At 39.5% G+C, this 20,789-nt stretch carries 23 protein-coding genes and 1 pseudogene; 9 read left to right on the top strand and 15 right to left on the bottom strand.

From position 1 onward, the window contains the following. Window positions 1-5: 5 nt before the first annotated feature. Together CLORY_RS01125 and CLORY_RS01120 are read right to left on the bottom strand one after the other, a co-directional pair. Window positions 6-353, bottom strand: a complete 348-nt coding sequence (locus tag CLORY_RS01125; protein WP_079421724.1) for a DUF1048 domain-containing protein — start codon at window positions 351-353, stop codon at window positions 6-8. After that, window positions 350-676, bottom strand: a complete 327-nt coding sequence (locus CLORY_RS01120) for a PadR family transcriptional regulator (RefSeq protein WP_079421723.1) — start codon at window positions 674-676, stop codon at window positions 350-352. The genes CLORY_RS01125 and CLORY_RS01120 overlap by 4 nt, the downstream gene beginning before the upstream one ends. Window positions 677-1,220: 544 nt before the next feature. Here CLORY_RS01120 and CLORY_RS24305 point away from each other — a divergent pair. Further along, a pseudogene (locus CLORY_RS24305) lies at window positions 1,221-1,699 on the top strand (ISNCY family transposase); the annotation flags it as partial. 283 nt (window positions 1,700-1,982) lie between these two features. Here CLORY_RS24305 and CLORY_RS01110 read toward each other — a convergent pair. Together CLORY_RS01110 and CLORY_RS01105 are read right to left on the bottom strand one after the other, a co-directional pair. Continuing rightward, window positions 1,983-2,774, bottom strand: coding sequence for a MerR family transcriptional regulator (locus CLORY_RS01110; protein ID WP_079421722.1), 792 nt, complete (start codon window positions 2,772-2,774; stop codon window positions 1,983-1,985). Window positions 2,775-2,821: 47 nt separating this feature from the next. Continuing rightward, a complete protein-coding gene (locus tag CLORY_RS01105) occupies window positions 2,822-3,157 on the bottom strand; it encodes a hypothetical protein (protein ID WP_079421721.1) in 336 nt (111 codons plus the stop codon). 426 nt (window positions 3,158-3,583) lie between these two features. On the opposite strand from CLORY_RS01105, the gene CLORY_RS01100 reads away from it, so the two are divergent. The 8 genes from CLORY_RS01100 to CLORY_RS23615 all read left to right on the top strand — a co-directional run bounded on the left by CLORY_RS01100 (window position 3,584) and on the right by CLORY_RS23615 (window position 11,908). After that, window positions 3,584-4,285, top strand: a complete 702-nt coding sequence (locus tag CLORY_RS01100; RefSeq protein ID WP_079421720.1) for a lantibiotic protection ABC transporter ATP-binding protein — start codon at window positions 3,584-3,586, stop codon at window positions 4,283-4,285. Next, window positions 4,285-5,046, top strand: a complete 762-nt coding sequence (locus CLORY_RS01095) for a lantibiotic immunity ABC transporter MutE/EpiE family permease subunit (RefSeq protein WP_079421719.1) — start codon at window positions 4,285-4,287, stop codon at window positions 5,044-5,046. The genes CLORY_RS01100 and CLORY_RS01095 overlap by 1 nt, the downstream gene beginning before the upstream one ends. Then, window positions 5,043-5,774, top strand: a complete 732-nt coding sequence (locus CLORY_RS01090) for a lantibiotic immunity ABC transporter MutG family permease subunit (protein ID WP_079421718.1) — start codon at window positions 5,043-5,045, stop codon at window positions 5,772-5,774. Before CLORY_RS01095 ends, CLORY_RS01090 begins: the two co-directional genes overlap by 4 nt. Before the next feature lie 17 nt (window positions 5,775-5,791). Next, window positions 5,792-6,466 (top strand): response regulator transcription factor, encoded by a 675-nt coding sequence (locus tag CLORY_RS01085; RefSeq protein WP_079421717.1) that lies wholly within the window; start codon window positions 5,792-5,794, stop codon window positions 6,464-6,466. Continuing rightward, window positions 6,442-7,773 (top strand): HAMP domain-containing sensor histidine kinase, encoded by a 1,332-nt coding sequence (locus CLORY_RS01080; protein ID WP_079421716.1) that lies wholly within the window; start codon window positions 6,442-6,444, stop codon window positions 7,771-7,773. The genes CLORY_RS01085 and CLORY_RS01080 overlap by 25 nt, the downstream gene beginning before the upstream one ends. A gap of 790 nt (window positions 7,774-8,563) precedes the next feature. Beyond that, the gene (locus CLORY_RS01075; RefSeq protein WP_079421715.1) at window positions 8,564-9,169 is read left to right on the top strand and encodes a TetR/AcrR family transcriptional regulator; all 606 of its coding nucleotides are present in this window, start codon (window positions 8,564-8,566) and stop codon (window positions 9,167-9,169) included. 2 nt (window positions 9,170-9,171) lie between these two features. Then, the gene (locus CLORY_RS01070; RefSeq protein WP_079421714.1) at window positions 9,172-11,739 is read left to right on the top strand and encodes a PEP/pyruvate-binding domain-containing protein; all 2,568 of its coding nucleotides are present in this window, start codon (window positions 9,172-9,174) and stop codon (window positions 11,737-11,739) included. Then, window positions 11,732-11,908 carry an MFS transporter gene (locus CLORY_RS23615; RefSeq protein ID WP_242954286.1) on the top strand — a complete coding sequence of 59 codons (177 nt, stop codon included), beginning with the start codon at window positions 11,732-11,734 and terminating at the stop codon, window positions 11,906-11,908. The genes CLORY_RS01070 and CLORY_RS23615 overlap by 8 nt, the downstream gene beginning before the upstream one ends. Before the next feature lie 736 nt (window positions 11,909-12,644). On the opposite strand, the gene CLORY_RS01060 is transcribed toward CLORY_RS23615, so the two are convergent. The 11 genes from CLORY_RS01060 to CLORY_RS23905 form a co-directional block, all read right to left on the bottom strand. Beyond that, complete coding sequence (locus CLORY_RS01060; protein ID WP_079421713.1) at window positions 12,645-15,326, bottom strand: MerR family transcriptional regulator; 2,682 nt, start codon at window positions 15,324-15,326, stop codon at window positions 12,645-12,647. 65 nt (window positions 15,327-15,391) lie between these two features. After that, the gene (locus CLORY_RS23610; protein WP_242954285.1) at window positions 15,392-15,760 is read right to left on the bottom strand and encodes a hypothetical protein; all 369 of its coding nucleotides are present in this window, start codon (window positions 15,758-15,760) and stop codon (window positions 15,392-15,394) included. Window positions 15,761-15,770: 10 nt separating this feature from the next. Next, window positions 15,771-15,920, bottom strand: a complete 150-nt coding sequence (locus tag CLORY_RS23160; RefSeq protein ID WP_169911486.1) for a hypothetical protein — start codon at window positions 15,918-15,920, stop codon at window positions 15,771-15,773. A gap of 137 nt (window positions 15,921-16,057) precedes the next feature. Beyond that, window positions 16,058-16,366, bottom strand: coding sequence for a hypothetical protein (locus CLORY_RS01045; protein ID WP_079421711.1), 309 nt, complete (start codon window positions 16,364-16,366; stop codon window positions 16,058-16,060). Window positions 16,367-16,368: 2 nt separating this feature from the next. Further along, a complete protein-coding gene (locus tag CLORY_RS23910) occupies window positions 16,369-16,494 on the bottom strand; it encodes a hypothetical protein (protein WP_278335292.1) in 126 nt (41 codons plus the stop codon). A 118-nt stretch (window positions 16,495-16,612) separates the two neighbouring features. Then, the gene (locus tag CLORY_RS01040; RefSeq protein WP_079421710.1) at window positions 16,613-17,368 is read right to left on the bottom strand and encodes a MerR family transcriptional regulator; all 756 of its coding nucleotides are present in this window, start codon (window positions 17,366-17,368) and stop codon (window positions 16,613-16,615) included. Next, the gene (locus CLORY_RS01035) at window positions 17,369-18,214 is read right to left on the bottom strand and encodes a creatininase family protein (protein ID WP_139375937.1); all 846 of its coding nucleotides are present in this window, start codon (window positions 18,212-18,214) and stop codon (window positions 17,369-17,371) included. A 416-nt stretch (window positions 18,215-18,630) separates the two neighbouring features. Then, the gene (locus tag CLORY_RS01030) at window positions 18,631-18,987 is read right to left on the bottom strand and encodes a GNAT family N-acetyltransferase (protein WP_242954284.1); all 357 of its coding nucleotides are present in this window, start codon (window positions 18,985-18,987) and stop codon (window positions 18,631-18,633) included. Window positions 18,988-19,188: 201 nt separating this feature from the next. Then, the gene (locus CLORY_RS01025; protein WP_079421708.1) at window positions 19,189-19,770 is read right to left on the bottom strand and encodes a flavodoxin family protein; all 582 of its coding nucleotides are present in this window, start codon (window positions 19,768-19,770) and stop codon (window positions 19,189-19,191) included. Window positions 19,771-19,803: 33 nt separating this feature from the next. After that, window positions 19,804-20,103, bottom strand: coding sequence for a recombinase family protein (locus CLORY_RS23605; protein WP_242954283.1), 300 nt, complete (start codon window positions 20,101-20,103; stop codon window positions 19,804-19,806). A gap of 191 nt (window positions 20,104-20,294) precedes the next feature. Then, window positions 20,295-20,423 carry a hypothetical protein gene (locus tag CLORY_RS23905; protein ID WP_278335291.1) on the bottom strand — a complete coding sequence of 43 codons (129 nt, stop codon included), beginning with the start codon at window positions 20,421-20,423 and terminating at the stop codon, window positions 20,295-20,297. Window positions 20,424-20,789: the final 366 nt, after the last annotated feature.

Below are 20,789 nucleotides of genomic sequence, written 5' to 3'. Positions count from 1 at the left end.
TCCTCCTATTTACCTAATTTTTTAGCGATATTATTGTTGAGTTGCTTTCGCCACTTGTCGCGAAAAGACTTTGCCCCTTCTTCACCAGCCAGCGCTGAACAGAAGCCCTTGATATCTTCACCCAAAACCTCTTTGACATTCTGACCATCTGCCGCTGTTTCTTCCAGCAGTCCAAGCACACCGTCAAGAATTGGCATAAGGTTGCGACCGGTGAAATCTGAGTGCGGCCAAAGATTAGCTTTAATTTTTTCCCATGCCTCTTGATAAGCAGTCGGTAACCTTTTAGCTCGTGATTCAAAAGTTTTCAATTCTTTAGTCATGTCGCTTCCCGTAACTTTTTCCCAAAAGTTCATTGTCTTCTCTCCTTTAACTCATTAATTTTTGATGATACGAACTCCCATCTTTCCCAGAACCTCCTCAGCTCCTCACGCCCCTCGTCGTTGAGCGTAAAAAACTTTCGCGGCGGTCCCATATCCGATGGCTTTTTCGTAATTTCCACCAGCCTGTTTTTCTCAAGCCGCACCAAAATGGTATAAACTGTCCCATCCACAACATCCGAAAATCCGAGGGCATTCAGCCGCCGTGTGATCTCGTAACCATAGATTTCCTCGTGGCTGATGATTTCAAGGACACAGCCTTCCAGTACTCCTTTTAACATTTCTGTGATATTCTCCAATTTAATCACCTCTACACTATATAGTATTACCAATATTCAGTATTACTTACTACTGCTATATAGTAACACTAAGTAGTGGTAGTGTCAATATGCTGCATATTTTTTTCGCGTTAATTTTTTGATTGAAATATGGCATTGTCTTATTGTACCAAAAATGATTATGTCCCAAATATAGAATATGTAGTATAATAAAACCTCATTAGTAGGAGATAGGGTGGACATAATTAGAAAGGTAGTTTTAAGAATGAACGAAGAGATGAAGTTTAGAGTAATAAAGAAGTTAGTCGATAAGAATGGTAACAAGCAGAGACCAGCAATAGAGTTGAGTTGTACTGTTAGAACTATTAACAGATTAATAAAGGGCTATAAGGAGGAAGGAAAATCTTTTTTTATACATGGTAATAGAGGAAGAAAGCCAGCTATAGCACTTGATGACACAGTCAAACAAGACATTGTCGATTTATATAGAACTAAATATGAAGATTCAAATCTTACACATTTCTCAGAACTCTTAGAAGAATTTGAAGGAATAAAGGTTTCAGCAACCACTATACGTTCAAATGAATTTTTAAACTCCTACATAAAAAAATTCAATGTTCAATTTGCTTTACCTGTTGATAATATCAAATCTGTGTTTGAAAAGCAATCCAATTTGGAAAAATTAACTTAACTCTTGCAGTGCTTGCTAGCAGAAAAGTAGATAACGGATGCTGCATAAAATATAACAAACAGTATTACCTGCCTGTGGATACTAACGGTTACCCTGTGTACTATCATAAAGGCACCTCTGGTGTAGTAATTAAGGCATTTAATAATGAACTGTATTTTTGTGTGAATGAAAAAGTTTATGCGCTTGAACTTCTTCCGAACCATGCTCCTTCATCAAAGAACTTTGACTTGGTTGAGGCTCCAAAGGAGCCAAAGAAACGTTACATACCACCAATGAGTCATCCGTGGAAACAAGCTTCATTTGAGCAGTATTGTAATCAGCAAGTTCACCATAAAAATGAAATCACAGCTTAAAATTCTTATTGTTTTTCTATCTTAGAAATTAATTTGATTCTAAGGTTTGTTTTCCATGCCTTAAAATTTAGGTTTCAATGTAATAAAGCACCAGCAAAAACTGGTGCTAATGTTTAACGTTTTTCGGGACATTTTCAAAAATGGTTGACATAAAGATTGAATCAAGAAAATTTATTTTTTCTCTATCTTCACATCAAACTCCACATGCCTTGAACGGTCAAAAAAGATGTCGTTTGAACCTGGTGGGGGCTTGGCGGCAAAATGACTATTAATTGTAACTATTCTATTTGCTCAACATCCATAAGTTTCTTATACTCTTTTCTAAACTGTTATTGTAAATATAAGAATTGAGTGCCTTTGCAAGAAAACTTCCAATAGGCTTTTTAATATCTTTCACTTCATCCGGCCAATTTTGTATATCTCTACCTGCATTAATCATTGCTTTCAATAAGTCAACGTCTCCATATGTAAATTCGTTGACCATATCCCACCAGAGTTTTGCTAGATACTGTCCTTCTTTCCCCTCTGGATCAACACCTTTTTCATAAAGTTCTTGTAGTTTATCAAACACTTCTTTTGCATTCAAACCATAAGACACGTCAAACAATCGAGTTGCAAAGCTTTTCAGTTGTTCATTATTAAAATATCTCACTAAGAATCCATATGAATTGCCTCGTTTCATCGACTCAATAATCGCAATAATGCAATCCATATTGATTTCCTGACTATTTTTTGTCTCAACAATAGCCGCATCAAGCATATCCACCATATTATTTAAGTGTTCAATCTGTCCGATAAGAACTTTTCGCTGTTGTCTGAATACTTCCACTAAGTCAGCCTTATTATTATATTTCAGTATCTTTGTATCAATTTCATCTAAAGAAAAGCCCAATGATTTAAGAAATAAAATCTGCTCAAGACGTAAGACATCATCACGCGTATATTTTCTTCTTCCACCCTCTGTAACAACTGGCTTCAGTAAATTCTTCTGGTCATAATACTGAAGTGTACGTATTGTTACACCAGCCATGTGTGCTAATTCTCCAATTGTTAACAAATCCTTTTTATTTTCCATATCATTCACTTTCGCGTGCTTTGACCTGTTTTAAATAAAAACAGAATCTACCGTCCTTCCTCACCTGTTTTTTTGAATATAATCTTGCGTACGGGAATTGCCTTATGACAATATGGACATTCCCCAATCTGCCTATTATTATCTATGCTATCTTCTTTTAATCTGCCATGTTTTTTCGTCTTAACTGCATCCATACCCGAATAGGTTTCGACACTATTTCCATTTTCTTTTTTAAATACAATGGAGTTCAAAGGAATGCACTTGTGACAATGAGGGCAAAACCCTGGCCTCTGGTTACAGGACCATGAAATTTCAACGTCTCCTTGTTTTGTCTTTATAACAAATTTTTGTGTGTCATTTTTGTCGCTATCATTATCTTTCATATAAGTTCACCTTCCCTTTCATGTTACTTCAATTTTAATACATTACGCTACGTAACATGCAAGAGGTTTTGAACAAAAATATTAATTTACTGTTCATTTTTTTCTTGATAAAAAAGCAACCATTAAGGAGAATTCTATTATGGAAACCATAATCATCGTTATTGCAGCGATAGTTCTCATAGTCATTAGAAATCTAATCATAAAGAAGTATCGTGAACGCAGAAAAAAATAGATAAAATTTCAGCTTGTTTAGAATTTAACTTAATAAGCGATGACCGCCACAACAACGAAAAATAAAAAAACGTTGTTGTGGCGCTAACCGAGCTGCTGTCCGGGGTGAATTTTTGAGTAAGCACCCGCTTCCTTATAAAATCCTTAAAAATGGCTGTTACCATAGCAGTAACAAATCAAAAGGAGGAAGTTATGATGCATGAGTACATAATAAAAACAAATAGTGTTTTTAAAAAATTTAAAAAGACATATGCAATAAAAGATTTATCTATGTCTGTAAGAAAAAATTCTGTATACGGTTTATTAGGTCCTAATGGTGCTGGCAAATCAACATTGTTGAAGATGATTACAGGAATTATCAGACCGACTTCAGGTGAAATATTATTCAACAATCACCCTTGGACTCGAAAAGATTTATTGAATATTGGTTCATTAATCGAATCCCCTCCACTGTATGAGAATTTAACGGCATTTGAAAATTTAAAAGTGCGAGCGACTCTTATGGGGATTTCAACAAGAAAATGTAATGAAGTTTTACAAAAAATGGACTTAATGGGTGCTGAAAATAAAAAGACATCCGATTTTTCGTTGGGAATGAAACAGAGATTGGGTATAGCATTAGCGCTACTAAATAACCCTAAATTATTAGTCTTAGATGAACCTATAAACGGGTTAGACCCTTTTGGTATTGAAGAATTAAGGAAAATAATTCGAACATTTGCGGAGTCTGGGATTTCTGTAATTATATCAAGTCATATTTTAAGCGAAGTACAACAAGTTGCCGATGACATAGGGATCATATACAACGGATCGCTCCTGTATCAAGATAAAATTGATGCAAGTGAAAATTTAGAACAATTGTTTATGGATATCATCAGAAAGGAGCGTGCATACTGATGTTACGAACATATTTAAAAGCAGAAAACTTGAAATTTAAACGCTCCCTATTTAGAAAACTCATTATATTCATTCCAGTAGCTTTAATTTTAATATCTATGGTATTTATATTTATTGGTATTGGTTTAGGTGGTTTTTCAAGCTCTCTCGTTTGCAATTGGTGTATGCCTATTGCGTCTTTGTCTGTTATGTTTTTATGTCATTCAGTGAATAATAAGGATCAAAAACACCAATACCGAACTCTTTATAGTTTGCCCATCGACTTGAAGAAGACATTTATTTCTAAAACAATTTTGATAGCGTTTAATCTTTTGATAATATCATTATTGCTATCGTTTATCACTGTTATCTCTGAATGCATATTGTCAGGTGTTTCAGTTGCAATTGGTCATACCGGATATTATATTTTAGGATACTGCTTATTGTGGTTCTCTTTATTATGGCAGATCCCTTTCTGTTTGTTTTTGGATCAAAAAATTGGATTTGTTGGTTCTGTGATAATAAATTTGTTCGCCAGTGCGTTCGGCGGTTTGTTTTTTTCCTTGACGCCTTTGTTTTGGTTCTTCCCATATAGCTGGCCCGCGAGGTTTATGATTACATTATTTGGAGTTTTGCCAAACGGATTATTGGTCGAAGCAGATTCAAGATACATTTTAAATTTAGGAGAAAGTTCGTTGCTGGTATTGATATCCTTGATTGCTATGCTGGTTCTTTCAGCATTGTTTTCGCGCTGGTACGGAAAGCAGGTGTATCGCAAATGACTATTATGAGGGAGTTTTTTTCTAACTTTACCAAAATCAAACGAACTCCAATTATTTTATTGCATCTGTTACTGCCTATAGTGGTTACAACATTATTTTTAGTTTATTACGCTTTTGCTGGATATCATATTATTCCTGATGTGAGGTTGTTTTTCGTTATATTACAAATGTGTTATCCTATTTTTGTTAGTATTGTTGTGCCAATTTTAATTAATTTAGATAGAAATATACACGGTATTCAAAATGCTCTGGGTTTAGTAGAGTCACGAAGAAGCGTATACCTAGGGAAATTGTTCTTTCTGCTGTTTCTTTCAGCCATAAGTATGATAATATATGAAGTATGTTTCTATGTTGGAGTCAATTTGTTTCTGGATATCAGCATAACACACTTTGGTTCATATCTTGTCATATTTTATATATTTTTGTTTAGCAACTTATTTTTATATTTATTACACGTACTGATTGCTTTTCGGTTAGGTTCAAGTATTTCTGTTTTGTTAGGGATATCTGGTACAATTTTAGCAGGTTACTTTGAAAATGCGATTGGTGATAAAATTTGGCCGATAATTCCTTGGGAATGGGGTGTTCGGTTTTTGAAAAATTATTTTGACTTTTTAAGTGCACCTGTTTTTCCTGGAATTATTTCTCTGATTATTATTACTTCGATTGTTCTAGTTTTGTCACTACTATGGTTTAGTAGATGGGAAGGTAAAGTTATACAAGAATAAAATAAGGAGGATAGACTATGCCGAAACTGTTAGTGGTCGATGATGACCTTGATATGCTGGACCTGGTGCAAGCGGCCTTGAAAAAGGATGGCCACCAGGTAGACACCGAAGCTGATGCCGCTGCCGTGCAGCCCGCCCGATGTCAGCTGTATGATCTTCTGCTGCTCGATGTGATGATGCCTGGAGAGGATGGCTTTTCCCTTTGCAGCCGTATCCGTTCCGAGGTGGATTGCCCCATCCTGTTCTTAACCGCCAAGGCGGAAGATGCGGCCCTTGTACAGGGCTTTGGCCTGGGCGCCGATGATTACATTAAAAAACCATTCAGTATTGCGGAGCTGCGCGCACGGGTTAACGCCCATCTTCGGCGGGAGATGCGCCAGCCGACCCGCACCCTGAACCGGGGCGGTGTGCGCTTTGATATGCAGGGAAAAGTGGCCATCGCGGGCGAACACACACTGCCCTTTACCAAGAGCGAATACGCTATCTGTGAGCACCTGGTTCTGCACGCCGGACAGGTGTTTACCAAAGAACAATTATACGAATCGGTTTTCGGCTTTGACGCCGAGGGCGATTCGTCGGCCATTGCGGAGCACATCAAAAATATCCGCGTCAAGCTGAAAGCCGACGACCTCAGCCCCATAGAAACCGTTTGGGGGGTGGGCTACAAATGGCGAAAAGACAGTGTTCTGTAAACCTTTCCTTTGTGCTTTTGCGCTTTGCCATAGTTATGCTTGGCTGTATGCTGTTATGTTGCCTGGTATGGTATTTCTGCTTTGAGCGGCTTCAAAACACGGGCATTATTTACCAAGGATACGTCTCCAACCAACAGGTGGAACAAATGCTGGCAAGAGAGCCAAAAACTTTTGTTTCTCCTGGCGACGATTTTCTGTCCGAGTACGCTTTGTTTGGCCGAAACGGCGAAGTGTTGGAAAGCAACGTAGAGGGAAAGAAGTTGGAAGTTCTAGCCGGGTTTTTACATGAAAACTCATACAACATACATGTTTCGCGATACACCTACACGGATGGAAGCACCATAATCTTTCACTGGTATTTCAGAGCAGAGTTTGTAAGCCCTGTTATACGCGACATGCTGCCTCCATTTGAATACCTATGGCTTGCCACACTTGGTGTGGCATTGGTGCTTTGTCTGCTGTTTAACACCCTGTGGCTCCGTCGGCGTCTTGCCGCCAAACTGAAGCTGTTCAGCGAGGTGAGCGAGAAGGTAGGCGCACAGGAGCTGGATTTCGCAATTCCCCACGCGGGCATACGGGAGTACGACCAGGCACTCGGTGCTATGGATCATATGCGGGAGGCATTGTACAGCTCCCTGTCCTCCCAGTGGGCAGCACAGCAAGAACGCGAGGCAGAAATAGCAGCACTCGCGCATGATTTGAAAACCCCGCTCACCCTGGTGGGAGGCAACGCCGAACTCCTGCTGGATGAAGAACTGCCTGAGAGCAGCCGCAAAATGGTTGAAACAATTGCGGCAAGCAACGACCGGGCGAAGCAGTATGTTGCCAGCCTGCTGGAAACCTCCGTAGGTGCGGATGAGGCATTTGAAAACACCAGCCTGCCCGTCATGTTTGACGAGCTTTGCCAGAGTACAATGGCCATTTCAGAAGCCAAGAGGGTTTATCTGCAAACCCAAAACGGCCTGGAGGGTACTGCGAGGATTCAGAAAGACCATTTACTTCGCGCTCTCGGTAATGTGGTGCAGAATGCCATCGAGCATACACCGGCGGGTGGAAACATATATTTGGAAGGCAACATGGTAGATGGCGGCTGGCAAGTCACTGTGTGTGATGAAGGCACTGGCTTTAGCAAGACGGCGTTACACCATGCAACAGAACGCCTATGGCGTGGTGATGCAGCGCGTACCGCCGATGGACACAATGGCCTTGGCCTTTGGTTTGCAGCACAAGTAGCAAAAACGCACGCAGCACAACTAGAACTGCGTAACTGTGATTCTGGTGGGATGGTTACAATCAAGTTCTGCTAAACCGCTAGGGATTATTCGAAACACTTGATTGACGGACTGAACAGCTCGCTTCATTTTTTCATTGTAAGCTAACATAAGAATGACGGAACTACCGGACGACTTCGAGCCAACTTGGCCCGAAGTCTCAGGGTTTGGGGAAGGCACTCCCCAACAAGCAATTTTTAACAGTTAACCGCAGGTGAATTCTTAAAAATGTGCAAGTGTCAATACACTTGCCCTGCTTGCCGGTTAGTGGCAGGGCCGAAATGAATCTTTTTCCGTCGTGTATTGAGTACAATAAAAAATGGTTACACCCTATGTCGGCCGGTTACGTTCATTAAGCAATTACACCACATCTTTTAGGCAAATTTCCTAATGGCTCATAACTCGGCTACGCCTCAAACAATTCGCCATCTTAACGGAAATTTGCCTAAAAGACACGGATAATTGCTAAACTCACTCCAAATGCCTCCGTCGGATGTAACCATTTTTAATGCCCTAACTCTTAATATTAACAAGATGCTTTTATTATACTGCTTCTGTTGCCTTCTTATCTTAATTCTCTAATTTCAAAATATATTACTGTTTCTTGTTAACTTCTTCGTAAACACGTTGTATCGTTTTTTCATTTAATAACCACCTTTTCTCTTATTTAGTGGTGTATCTTAATTTTGATTAAAAGTTATCCACAATTGGAAAAATACATAAATTCCTAGAGACTGAAAAAATCAATCTTGACAAGCGACCAACGGTCGCTATATAATGAGAATACAAGAAACGACCGTCGGTCGCTACAGGGAGGTATCGTCACATGCCAAAAGGAATTATGCTTACACCCGAACAACAAGCAGCACGTCGGAAAGAAATAGTCGGAGTTGCTTTACGCCTCATAGCTGAAAATGGATTTCAAAAAACATCAATGCGGGAAATCGCAGTTTTAGCAAACATGGGAAAGTCCAGTCTGTATGATTTTTTCAAAACAAAAGACGAGATTGTTGTATACGCAGTTGAGAAAGAAATAGAAGAAACCATTCAAAAGGTTCATAGGATTATTGCTGATGAATCCTCTCCGGAACAGTGCCTTAGAAAAATTATGCTTAATCATCTTGGAGTGCCAAAGCAGTATAGAACTGTACTGATGTGGTTAAATACAGAATCTGACTACTTAGAAGAAGAATATCAAAAGCGGCTGAAAGCTGCGCGTTACGCATATCAGGATATTATAAAATCCGTGATTGAAAATGGAGTGACCGCAGGCATCTTTCGCAAAACGGATGCCGATCTTATGGTACGTTTGTTAATTAACTCCGTTATAGCAATCGTCTACACGTCCCGACCGTCAGCCAGTCCGGAAAAAATGCTAGATGAAACAATCAATATATTTCTACACGGAATTATGAATGATGGAGGTGAATGATTATGATTTATTATATCCTACCCTTGGCTCATAAACAGGCAACCCTTGAAATGGTCGGCGGAAAAGGTATGTCTTTATCAAAACTCTTGACAGCGGGAATCCCTGTGCCGGACGGCTTTCATGTTACGACTGCCTCATACCAGATTTTTGTTGAGAGGAACCATATCCAGCCTCACATTAATAAGCTGCTGGACGGTATTGACTCCAACAATACTAGACAGCTTGAAGATGTATCTAAGCAGATTGTGATACTTTTCCATAATGGAGAAATGCCGCAGGAAGTGTCGACAGCAATTAAAACCGCTTATGCCGAATTAGGGAATATCGCAGTGGCTGTCCGTTCCTCCGCGACCGCCGAAGATTTGCCCGACGCTTCTTTTGCGGGCCAGCAGGAAACTTATCTTAACATACAGGGTGAGAATGAAGTCCTTGCCGCTGTAAAGCGGTGCTGGGCTTCCCTGTGGACAGCTCGCGCTATTGCTTACCGCGTGAAGAATGATATAAAGCAGGAGGTTGTCGCGCTTGCCGTTGTAGTACAGAAGCTTGCGTTTTCCGATGCGTCCGGCGTTATGTTTACGCTAAATCCTATCAATGGCAGACGTAGCGAAATGATTATTAACGCTGCGTGGGGACTTGGCGAATCGGTGGTTTCCAGCTTAGTCACCCCCGATACAATCGTTGTGGATAAGAACGCCGAACGAATTGTATCGTATGAAGCTGCAAACAAAGAGATCATGACGGTTCGCACCTCAGACGGAACAGAAGAAATCCCAGTTTCTGAACGGTTAAAGAAGAAACATGCTCTTACCCGCAATCAAATCATGCGGCTGACACAGCTTGGAAAGAAAATTGAGAAGTATTATCAAATGCCTATGGATGTAGAGTGGGCGCTGGAAAAAGATAAATTGTATATTGTTCAGGCTCGCCCCATTACTGTCTTGCCGCCGGAATGGGTGTTGCCGGAAAAAGATGTTATATACACAAAGGGCAGTCTGGCGGAACACTTGCCAAATCCTGTTACACCCTTGTTCGCCACGCTTGGCCTTGAAATCGTCAACCGTGCGTCAGCGCTTTTATGGGTAGATATGTTTGATAAAAGCGCGAAAAAGCTACTGCCGGAAAACGGGGCATACACGATTATTAACGGATATGTCTATCTTTCCGTTAAATCAAAACCACTTTTGATTGCTGTCAAATCTCTTTCGCTCCGCTCTTTGCGCCGGGTGCTCACGAACAGCGTCCCACGCTGGGAAGCGGCGCGAAAAGAATTTGAGGATGTGATTAAGCAATGGGAAGAAAAGCCCCTGCATACGCTGAACACCCATCAAATAATGGATGGTATTCAGACCGTATTTTATGCCGCGTGTATTTATTTCACAAGGATTCAACTTACATTACCCGCCGCCTCTATCAGCGAAACATTATTTACAAAATTATTTCAGGGAGCAGCCCGCCGCGCCGGTATAACAGATACTTCCGTTTTCCTGCTCGGATTTGATACGATTGCTCTGCAATCGGAAAAGAACCTGTGGAGCCTCTCGGAATGGGTAAAGCAAAATAACACCCTCAACCTTTATCTTCAAAACAATCTGGCAACAAAGATAGCGGAAGATTTCATGTCCTCAGTTCTGCCTGCCGGAGTTTCGCAGGAAGTATGGATAGAATGGAAAAATCGAATCAATCAGTATTTTATAGAGTTTGGGCGTACCGCTTATGAATTTGATTTCGCGTATTCCACACCCCAAGAAACGCTTACACCAACCCTTGAATCCATAAAAACATTCGTGGAAGGAAAAGGGGAAAGTCCTTTTTTACGCCAAGCCACATTTGAAAAGCGCAGGAAACAGGCAGAAGAAGAGATTTTACAACAGATAGGTGGCTCGCGTAAAAAACTGTTTTTGAAGTTGCTCCATTGGGCGCAGGAAACCGCCCCCATGCGTGAAAACGCTATTTATTTGATGGGAATGGGGCATCCGCTGATTCGCCGTATGTTTCAGGAAATTTCAGAGCGCTTCATACGCGGCGGAGCTATTTCACATCTGGATGATATTTACTGGCTGACAAAATCGGATTTGGAAGCACTCATAGCGCAGTTGGATAAAAATATGCCTCTATTTAATATGAGCAAGGCGATACCTGCTCGAAAAGCAGAACTTAAAAAATACCGGGGTTATGTGCCACCCTCCAAGTTGCCGGAGAAAAATGAAAAAGCCATATCACACGTACCACAGAAGCGGAAAGATGGGAAAATTGTGTTGATGGGCATTGGCACCAGTGCTGGCGTTGTGACTGCTCCCGCCTGTGTACTGAACAGCCCAGCAGATTTTGAAAGATTCCAGTCTGGAAGTGTGCTAGTTGCCGTTACCACAACTCCCGCATGGACACCGTTGTTTGCCTCCGCAAGTGCGATTGTAACGGACATTGGCGGCCCTCTCAGCCATTCAAGCATTGTCGCCCGCGAATATGGCATCCCCGCTGTCATGGCGACACACACCGCCACACGAACCATCCAGAGCGGACAAATGATAACGGTGGACGGGGCGGCGGGGACGGTGACGCTCAATGAATAAAAAGCTTATTTTCGCTTTGAAGCTTGCGACATTTGTGATTGCGTTAGGATATAGCCTAATACTTCCGGTTATGCCATTTTACATGGAAAACCTCGGTGCGGGTGGCCACGAGCTTGGCTGGCTTACTGCCGTATATGCGCTGACGCAAACAGTATGCGCTCCTTTTTAGGGGGCGCTGTCCGACCGAATCGGCCGGAAGCCTATCATCAGCATTGGTATTATAGGCTATGCTATCAGCTTGTTCCTGTTTGGTTTGGCTTCATCCTTTTGGACGCTGTTTATCACGCAGTTTATCTGGTATTTTGTCATCCGCTACGTCCGTCGCGTCCTTGGCGTATATGGGAGATTCCAGCTCGGAGGACGAAAGAAGCAAAAGTATGAGCCAGCTCGGAGCCGGAATTTCATTTATCGCCTTTTTATTAATTGTAACGCTTTTGCCGGAGTCAATCGAGCGGTCAGTACAGTCGCACAAAAGAGAATCTTTTGATTTTTCATACCTGAGAAGTATGCTTCTTGGCTCCAAATGATGCGTTTAACAATTACACTTTTATGGTACTAAAAAACAGCTCTATTTCAAGCTGTTCGTTCCTATCCTGCTGCAAGGGGATAGGATCTGGTTGTTCTCCGTTAATACCTATCGACTTTACAGTTGGAATTCATATGAATTTATTCGGTCATACGGAGACAATCATTGGTTTGTCCCGTATAAAATACATGTGACTCCTTTTTTTATCCCACTACACTCTAGTTTTGAAGAAATACTTCTGAAGCATTTATATAATCACACACTTCCTTATACAGTCTGTCATGAGCTTCTTCGTCCCCATCTCGACAAACAAATGATTGCGCTGTCTGCTTTTTAATCGCTTGTTTTCAAGCAGGCTATGACAATCAGTCATTATCAGTCAGTCTTTTTGCTCTAATATAAAACCTTCAATCAAGTCACCAACCTGTCTCATGCAAGCAGCAAATTTCCTCAGTTTATGTGCAATTCTTTTGCGCTTTGTTTCATCCTGCAAAGCCTCCAGTGTGACATTAAAACCACCGCCAAGTGCTTCTAAGTCTGTTCCATTATCATCATTCCAGTAGTGTCCTGTTTGTGCATACAATGCAATTACCTCTTTGATAAATGACATCTCCGGATTCAGTTCCAATGTCTTTTCCAAAAAACCTTTACAGCCCCCGCTGTTGGTAGCCAGACAGCAAACATACACAGTGTACATATCCGAGTTGTTAAATTCACTTGATTTTACCCGCTCAAAAATGCCACCATCAATTTGGTCCGCCCATGTCAGAAAGGCCTTTACTCCAAAACAATAATAATTGTTTTCAAAATCAAACATCTGGGGCAGGGATAAAATCCGCTCCCGGTAAATTTCGGCTAAAGCCCTGTTTTCCTGCTTTTCACCGATAAACAACCATCCATGGCAGTGACCTGTTTCATTCTGATAATCATCTGTCAACAAATCTGCAGTTGCAATCTGTACTGGCTCTTTTTTATCTCCACACATGTACAGCAGGGTTTTCCCATAATTCTCATAACCTACTAAAACCCCAAATCCAAAGTGGTTATGCGGGTTATTCCCATAATCATTCATAATGACTGGAATTCCTCTGTCGATGTAAGATATGAGAGTCTGAATATACAATTCTTTGTTTTTAAGAATTTGTGCAAGGGGAACAAATGTGGACGCATATCCAATCTTCCTAAAAATTTCTTCCACCACAGAATGATTACTAGGTTCACTCATCCGGTAATCCATAACACCGTCTCCACGAAAATGATCCTTCGAAAAAATCTGTATGAAATTTTCGCCTGTCAACCCCGCAAAAAGCCAGTAGTCATAGTCTGATTCGCCTAAACACTCCATAACATAAGCCGCACATCCATTGAACCAGTAGTTCTGTCCGTATTCACCATGTACAATCTGTCGTAAATTCGGTAAAGTGTTGTTACTTTGTTTCACATTGATTTGCATGGTTCCCTTTATAGTGTTTGTTTTGGGTGTCGTTTTTAACTGTGAAACTTTAATGGAACGAAACAGCTTTTTCCCTTGTCCATTGGTCCCGATGATAATGGACTGGGGTTCCTGCAGATGCAGATTCATATTCATATATGGAAAATTGACACCACAAAAGCGAACTTGACCATTTAATACAACAGGAAAATGCTTTTCACCTACTATCCACGTCATCCTGTTATAGCAGTTATGAGGAATGTCGCCAATTTTTGGATATGAGTACTCATTCTCCAGCACTGGTTGCTGAAAGACTATCGCATGCTGCTTCAAAGCAATATCTGCATAGTTTTCGGCATTCATAGTATAGGTACAGTTTCCATGGGAAAACCACAAGCTTCCTTCGGTGGTTCCCCAAAGATACTCTTCACTCTTTTCCTCTGCCAAAAATTCAATATCGATCCGAAACGGAAGTCTGACTGCCACGTTGATATCCAGCTTCCTTTGAGAAATCCAGGCAATAAATTCAGCTTCTCCGTTTTCGAGAATCTGAAAATGAGGATAATATATCTGTGTTATCTTACGAAAATCAACTGTATATTCCTGTAAAATCGGATTTGCATTCTCAATTTCTTCAAATGAAATATTATCAATAAGTTCAAATTCCGGATAATCGGTAAAGCTCGGCTTGCGCTGCCGAACAGGAATGTAAAGATTTATTCGTTCCCGATTGCTTTCCGCAGAAAATACCGATTCAATTAACGTTTCATGTCGAAGAATCCCAGAATGCAAAAAATCAATCTCATAACCCGGATTATCATCAAAGCTTTGAATCATACGTTGTTGCAAAGCCCCTAAATCCTCGTCTGTATATGCTGAAGAAACTGCGAACAAACCGCCTAAAAATTCCCGGCCTTCAAAAGGGCCTTCTTCTAATAAACTGTTCTTTCCTTCCCTATTGCCAAAAGTTTCCGTAAGTCTTTGCATGAGAACAATTTCCTCTCCACTTTGGTATTCAAAAAGTGTACGGCTTCCTGGTTTGCCAAAAGGGATTTGATTGGAAGATAGCCAGTCGCAAAAATTCTCAATCTCTGACCTGCCGCTTCCAGTTAGTATGGAGGTAATCACGAACATAGATGGTAATTCAACAATATCCATATCCAGTGGCTTTGCCAGTTTGTCCGACAGGTTATTCAGCTTCTCCATGGTCAAATCCTGCTTTGGATTAGAGAAAAGTTCTTTTTCAACTTTCTCATATAGCAGAGGAAGTGCAGATATCTGTGTGATTCCATGTTCCGTCATGGCTTTCAAAAAATCATTCAAATATGATTTTAGCTGGGAAAGCGTATCGATTTCGTTGTCAATTGCCTCCATACGATTCACAAAGCTTTGCACCAAGATTTCTATGCTCTGGTTTTCATAAATCCTCAAAATATCTCTTATTGGAATTTGCATTTTACGCAGTACTAAAATCTGTTGAATACGATTGATGTTTTCGCGGTCATAAAAGCGATATTTTTCAAAAGGCGGACGCTCACTTTTCAGTAGTCCAACCTGATCATAATAGCGGAGCGTTCTTGAAGAAACACCAAACTTTTCTGTCACTTCTGTTATTTTAGTATATTCCATTACGTCCCTCCTAACTTAGACACTTTAGTTGACACATACCCTCCCTCCTTATCATTCTGCTATGATTATATCACTTGACCTAACGTCAAAGTCAAACTCTTGCAACAAGTCCAAACAGAAGCAGCGTAACCTTTGCCAGTTCTAGGCACAGTCTTAGTGCTCCTAAAATGATCATTGTTATCCACTTTAATATTGTGAGCAACACTGCTCTTAATCTGTTCCCTCTGATTCGGTTTTTCCTCTCCTAAGATATTGTACATTTCATCCGTATCCAATTCTCCTTTCTGGCTCATTCGCTTCAAACGATTTGCCTGTGACAATGACGGTGTGCACTGCTCTATATCCATAACTGCATGTAATTCATATTGTTCTTCTTCCTTTAGATAAGAAAGTTCTACTGCTATTGTGAAAGCTATTTTACCTTCATCGACCATGTCTAGGATTTTAGAGATGAGGTAGGTAAGGCGGATGATCTTTGAAATTTACTAGCTGATTTAGCCTTAAATTCTTGATTTCATCCACCTGTGTATTCGTATTGCCTTCTGTCTGAACCTCTTCTTGCGAAGAAGAATACTCCTTCATTTTTGCACCCATATCCGGAACGACGTCCTTTCTAAAATAAATTTCTGAAAACAAAAAGAGACCATCCATTCTCAATTAGCTTGAAAACAAACGGTCTCACGACATGTTCTTATTTAGTTGAATAATGAAAAATAGTAAAAATATTAACCTTACTCAGATGTGTTCCCGGACACCATATCTAATACCACTGACACGTTCATCCCATCAGAAATTGCTTTTTTCTTCCCTTTTCGGTCACTTTGTGAAAACTGAAAAAGCCTCTCAAAGTGCCTAAAATCAAGGATTCTTAGATATTTTTCCGAATTTTCTATGGCTATATTGATGTTGTCCCCATCAATCAGAGTTTCACACATACCTTTGAAATATTGAATGTTCTTTAAATATATATCTCGATATTTATCAAATAGAAATATTTTTTGATCTGAAAGCGTAAAATAAACCCCTTTATTCATATGCATGTTTAAAAGTGGAATTTCCAACTCTTTGCAATTATTAAAGATTGTTTAACCGTATCATTGCAAAGCTTAGCATTTTCCTCCAAACCTGCCAGTTCAATTAAAGTGGGCATGCCAAATTCAATGCTCATTACAATCCTCCTTATTTTCCACACAATTTGATAATTGTCATCTCATAGACAACGCGGTTCAACTTCTTAATTCCTTCAATTGTACCTTTTTGAAAATAATAATTCAAGTAAATTTTCATTATTCAATACTTGTTAATATTGTTAGGCTCATTTTACCTTTTTCCATTTTATATTTCTCGTATATATTCTTAATTGATAAACTATTTTTTTCTGCATATTCAAATAATGCTTGATAACCTTCAGCTTTCAGCTTCATTTCTTCACATTCGACCTTAATACATAATTCCCTTACTTGATTTCGAACTCTATCATTATCTTCGTTAATGGTATAAGCAAATATTTCCGAAATGCTATCAGAGTTTTCATCAATATTCATTTTAAAAATATGTGATCCTTTCAAGTAAATTCCTTTTGCGTTTTCATAAAATAGTCCGATATTTTTTTGTATATCTTCCATTCCGGAGTTTATGCTCATATAGTAAACAAAACCTTTTTCGATAAAGTATCCCTTTTCAATATTAAAAGAGGGTTTGTCAGTTATATATTCGCTCTGTTTTTTATAATTGAGAATCAGTTGTTTTTGCTTTTCTAATAAACTCTGCGCTTCCTCTATTTCACGTAAACGTATGTCATAACACTCCGTTATCTGCGTGTCCTCTTGACTATTTAATATTTTACTAATCAAATCCAAAGGAATTCCAATATCTTTAAGCCTAATAATTTCTTTCATCACAGCAATCTGTTCTTCTTTATAATATCTGTATTGATTATTATTATCAACAAAAGCCGGCTTAAATAATCCAATATCATCATAGTATCTTAGGGTTTTTTTATTTAATTGAAACATTACAGAAAACTGGCCAATACTATACATTTAATTTTCCTCCTTAACCCTTAATGAGGGAATATTGTATAATTGATGATGCTCGTATATATCATAATCTGTTCTTCTGAGATAGGCTGCTACACAATGCATAATCCTCTGTATCGTCCATTCATTAAGTATTCTCCCAATTTCTTTAGAAGCTTCTTTCGGACATCCAAGATGTCCATAATCTTTTGTTGCAGCACTGACTACTTGTGGAATAATCATATCTCTTCCATTTATCTTAATATCTGGCTGATCCTTGTAATTGTCATGAACAAGATCAGGTCTGATTTCAAGCATATTTGAGGTTTCAATCCATCCTGCATGAAAATCATCTGAAAATTGTTTCATTTGTTTCTCCACACATATAGCATCTTCTGTTTTCAATAAAACTTTACCTGAAAAAATAGCTCCCATAGGGGCAAAAGCAATCACACCGCTCTCTTTTTTAATACTTTCGCAGGCTTGCTCGATAGCAATTGTATGCCTTGGATCAGCATGTCCTGAAATCACAATGATATTCTTAACTCCCCATTCAACCACATTACGAAGTGTAGCAAGAATCAAATCGTAGAACAATTTCTGTGATAGGTGAATATTACCACGAAAACCATTCATTACTGCATGACCATAAGGTATGACAGGCAATGTAATAAATGTATACTCACTAAATTCGTTTTCCAGTTTCTTCATAGTATTATCCATCCAAAACTGTGTTTCATAAATATCAACACCTAGTGGTAAATGTCTGCCATGTTCCTCAATAGGAGCAATTCCTATAAAAAGAACCGTCTTATTCATATCCATTTCCTGCAGATCATTCCATCTTATTTCCATTACATTTTGTATCATAATAAATCCTCCTAAAATAATGATAATATCATTCTAAAAGGTCCAGCTACTGGAAGGTCAAGAATTTTCATAAAAATTTCCGCAATAAATATTATGAAAAGAAATGCCCCATTTACGATTTATATTACTCCAATACGATGAACTAACTTTATAACGCTTAAAATAAATATCCAAGGCAATTGTCGGTTACGCTCCAACAGATATTGAAAATGGGATGAGCAAAAAATTGAACTATATCAATTCTTATTCTCTTGGACATATTTCAACGCAAACCTCCACATGCCTTGAACGATCAAAAAAGATGTCGTTTGAACATGGTAGAGCCTTGGCGGAAGGATAACCATCAGAAAAACTCGCTCTGATAAGTATATCAGGTTAGTAGATTGAAACGTTTATCAAACAGTATAAACCAATCTTTAACATGGATATTCAAATACTGTAAGCAATTCACCGCATTTAAACCCGAAATTCTGATACAGCTTTCTTGCAGCGCGCCCGTGCAAGTCATCTTCTCTATATGTAATAACACTTAACTGCGTTCCTGTTGGAAATAAAGATGCCATCTTTTTTATCAAATTCTGCGTAATTCCCATTTTACGATATTCTGGATCAACCGCTAAAAAAACTAGTTCTTTACTATCATTGGAAAAAGCTAAGGCCCCTATCACTAGTCCATTTTCTTTCGCTACCAATGCTTCCTTTTCCATGATACTTACTTGAAGCCCTTTTTTATAAACTTCCTTTTCTAAACCCGGAAAATTATGTTTAACCAATTCTAGCAATTCCATCCAACTGTTAATGTCTTGTTTACAAGCAAATTCCCTTTGTAAGTACTTTTCCTATTGCCTTACAGTTTTTCTCATCAAACGGTTCAATTACGAGAATGGGTATCAAAAATCTGTTGTCTCGATAGAGTAGGCTATTTGCAAGCCCAACAGTCCTGCAAACTGGGAGTTGTCTGTATGCTCAATAGGTTAAAGATTCCTGCCGAACTCACGAATTTCTTCCAGCTTTTTCTTCGATTTTTCTTCATTCACCTGTCCTGATACAATTCCTGCCTCAATGATTTCCTTTCTTCTCTCGGCAACAGAGTTTTCATCTCCAACAGATGTAATAATCCCAATATCTTCCACGCCCATGATTCTTACCGTTGTCCTGTGGATTTCCGTAATTCCTGCATATATCCCATCGATTCTGCTGCTTAGCAACATACCGCACTTTTTAAGGTGTTTCAGTTTGCCCATAGCGTAAATTCGGCTTATCACCGACTGAAGTGGCCCGCTGATATTGTGGAAATACATCGGGGAAGCAAGAATCATGACCTCCGTTGACTCTAAAGCCTCGTATATCTCCAGCATATCATCCTTTTGCACACATATACCATATTCGTTATTATGGCAGTATTCACATCCAAGACATCCTGTGATCTTCTTTCCGTAAATATTGATAACCTCAACAGAGTGTCCTTTTTCCCTTGCACCTTCTGCAAACGCATTTATCATAGCTACCGTATTCCCATTAGGGTGTGGACTACCGTTTAACACCAAGATATTCATAAGATGTATTTCCTCCTTCAAATTCAAATTTTGTTATCTCTTCTTCGAACTATATTTTTTACTGCTGCGATGCGTGCCGTGATCATCAGTGATGATGTTGCTTCGCTTCTTCTTTTCTTCCTGTACCGCCCTGAAATCACTTTCGGTAATAATCGATAGAATGCACTCTTTCATCTGGTACTCATATTCTTGTGTAGCCGAATCCAACAGTGTTACAGTACCAATATATTTTTCATTTTCAAGCATCTTTTTAATAGCACGCTTATTCCACTTTTCCTTTCCGGTAGGGGATGGAATACCTTCATCCGAAAGCTTTTTGATAATGTCAAGCACACTGGCACCATCAAGATACCAACGGAAGATATCTCGAACCGCCTTTGCCTGTTCATCATCAATAACAAGCTCACCATCTTTGCCCTTGGCATATCCGTACAGCTTTCGCTTATAAAATTCTGATGTACCGTTTGCTGCTCTAAATGTGCAAGTCCAATACGGATATTTTCGCTGCGACTTTCATTTTCTGCCTACGCAACAGGCTCCATCGCTGAAATCATAAGATTGCTGTCAACCTCATCGGTATCCACATTCTCCTGCTCAAAAATCACCCTGACTCTGGCAGCTTTTAATCTGTTTAATGCAGAAAGTTGTTTCAACGGTATCTCTGCCAAACCTGCTGATGCTTTTTATCAGAACAACAGAGATGTTGTGAGCTTCGCATTCCTCAATCGCTCAAATTCTCGACGTGGAACGTCGCCTTTGGCTGATCCAATATCCACATCTGTCAATCTCCACTGACTGACGTTTGCAACTGCTCTTGTTAAAGCGGAAATCTACACAACAAGGCTATACAACTGTTCTTTTTTGGTTGTACTGACCCTGCAATAAATACAGACAGGCTTTTCAAAGCGGTCGCTTTTTGCCGGAATATACCAGATTTTTGAATCCATCAGTCCACCTCCTCATCTTTGTTTAGCCTATCTATGTGTTCTCTTACGATAAAATGATAAGTAGGCTATAAT

Origin of the sequence: Clostridium oryzae (assembly GCF_002029235.1) — a bacterium.
Classification (GTDB): domain Bacteria; phylum Bacillota; class Clostridia; order Clostridiales; family Clostridiaceae; genus Clostridium_AE; species Clostridium_AE oryzae.
The sequence above is the reverse complement of the archived record's forward strand: the minus strand, read 5'-3'. Positions and strand labels throughout refer to the sequence as shown.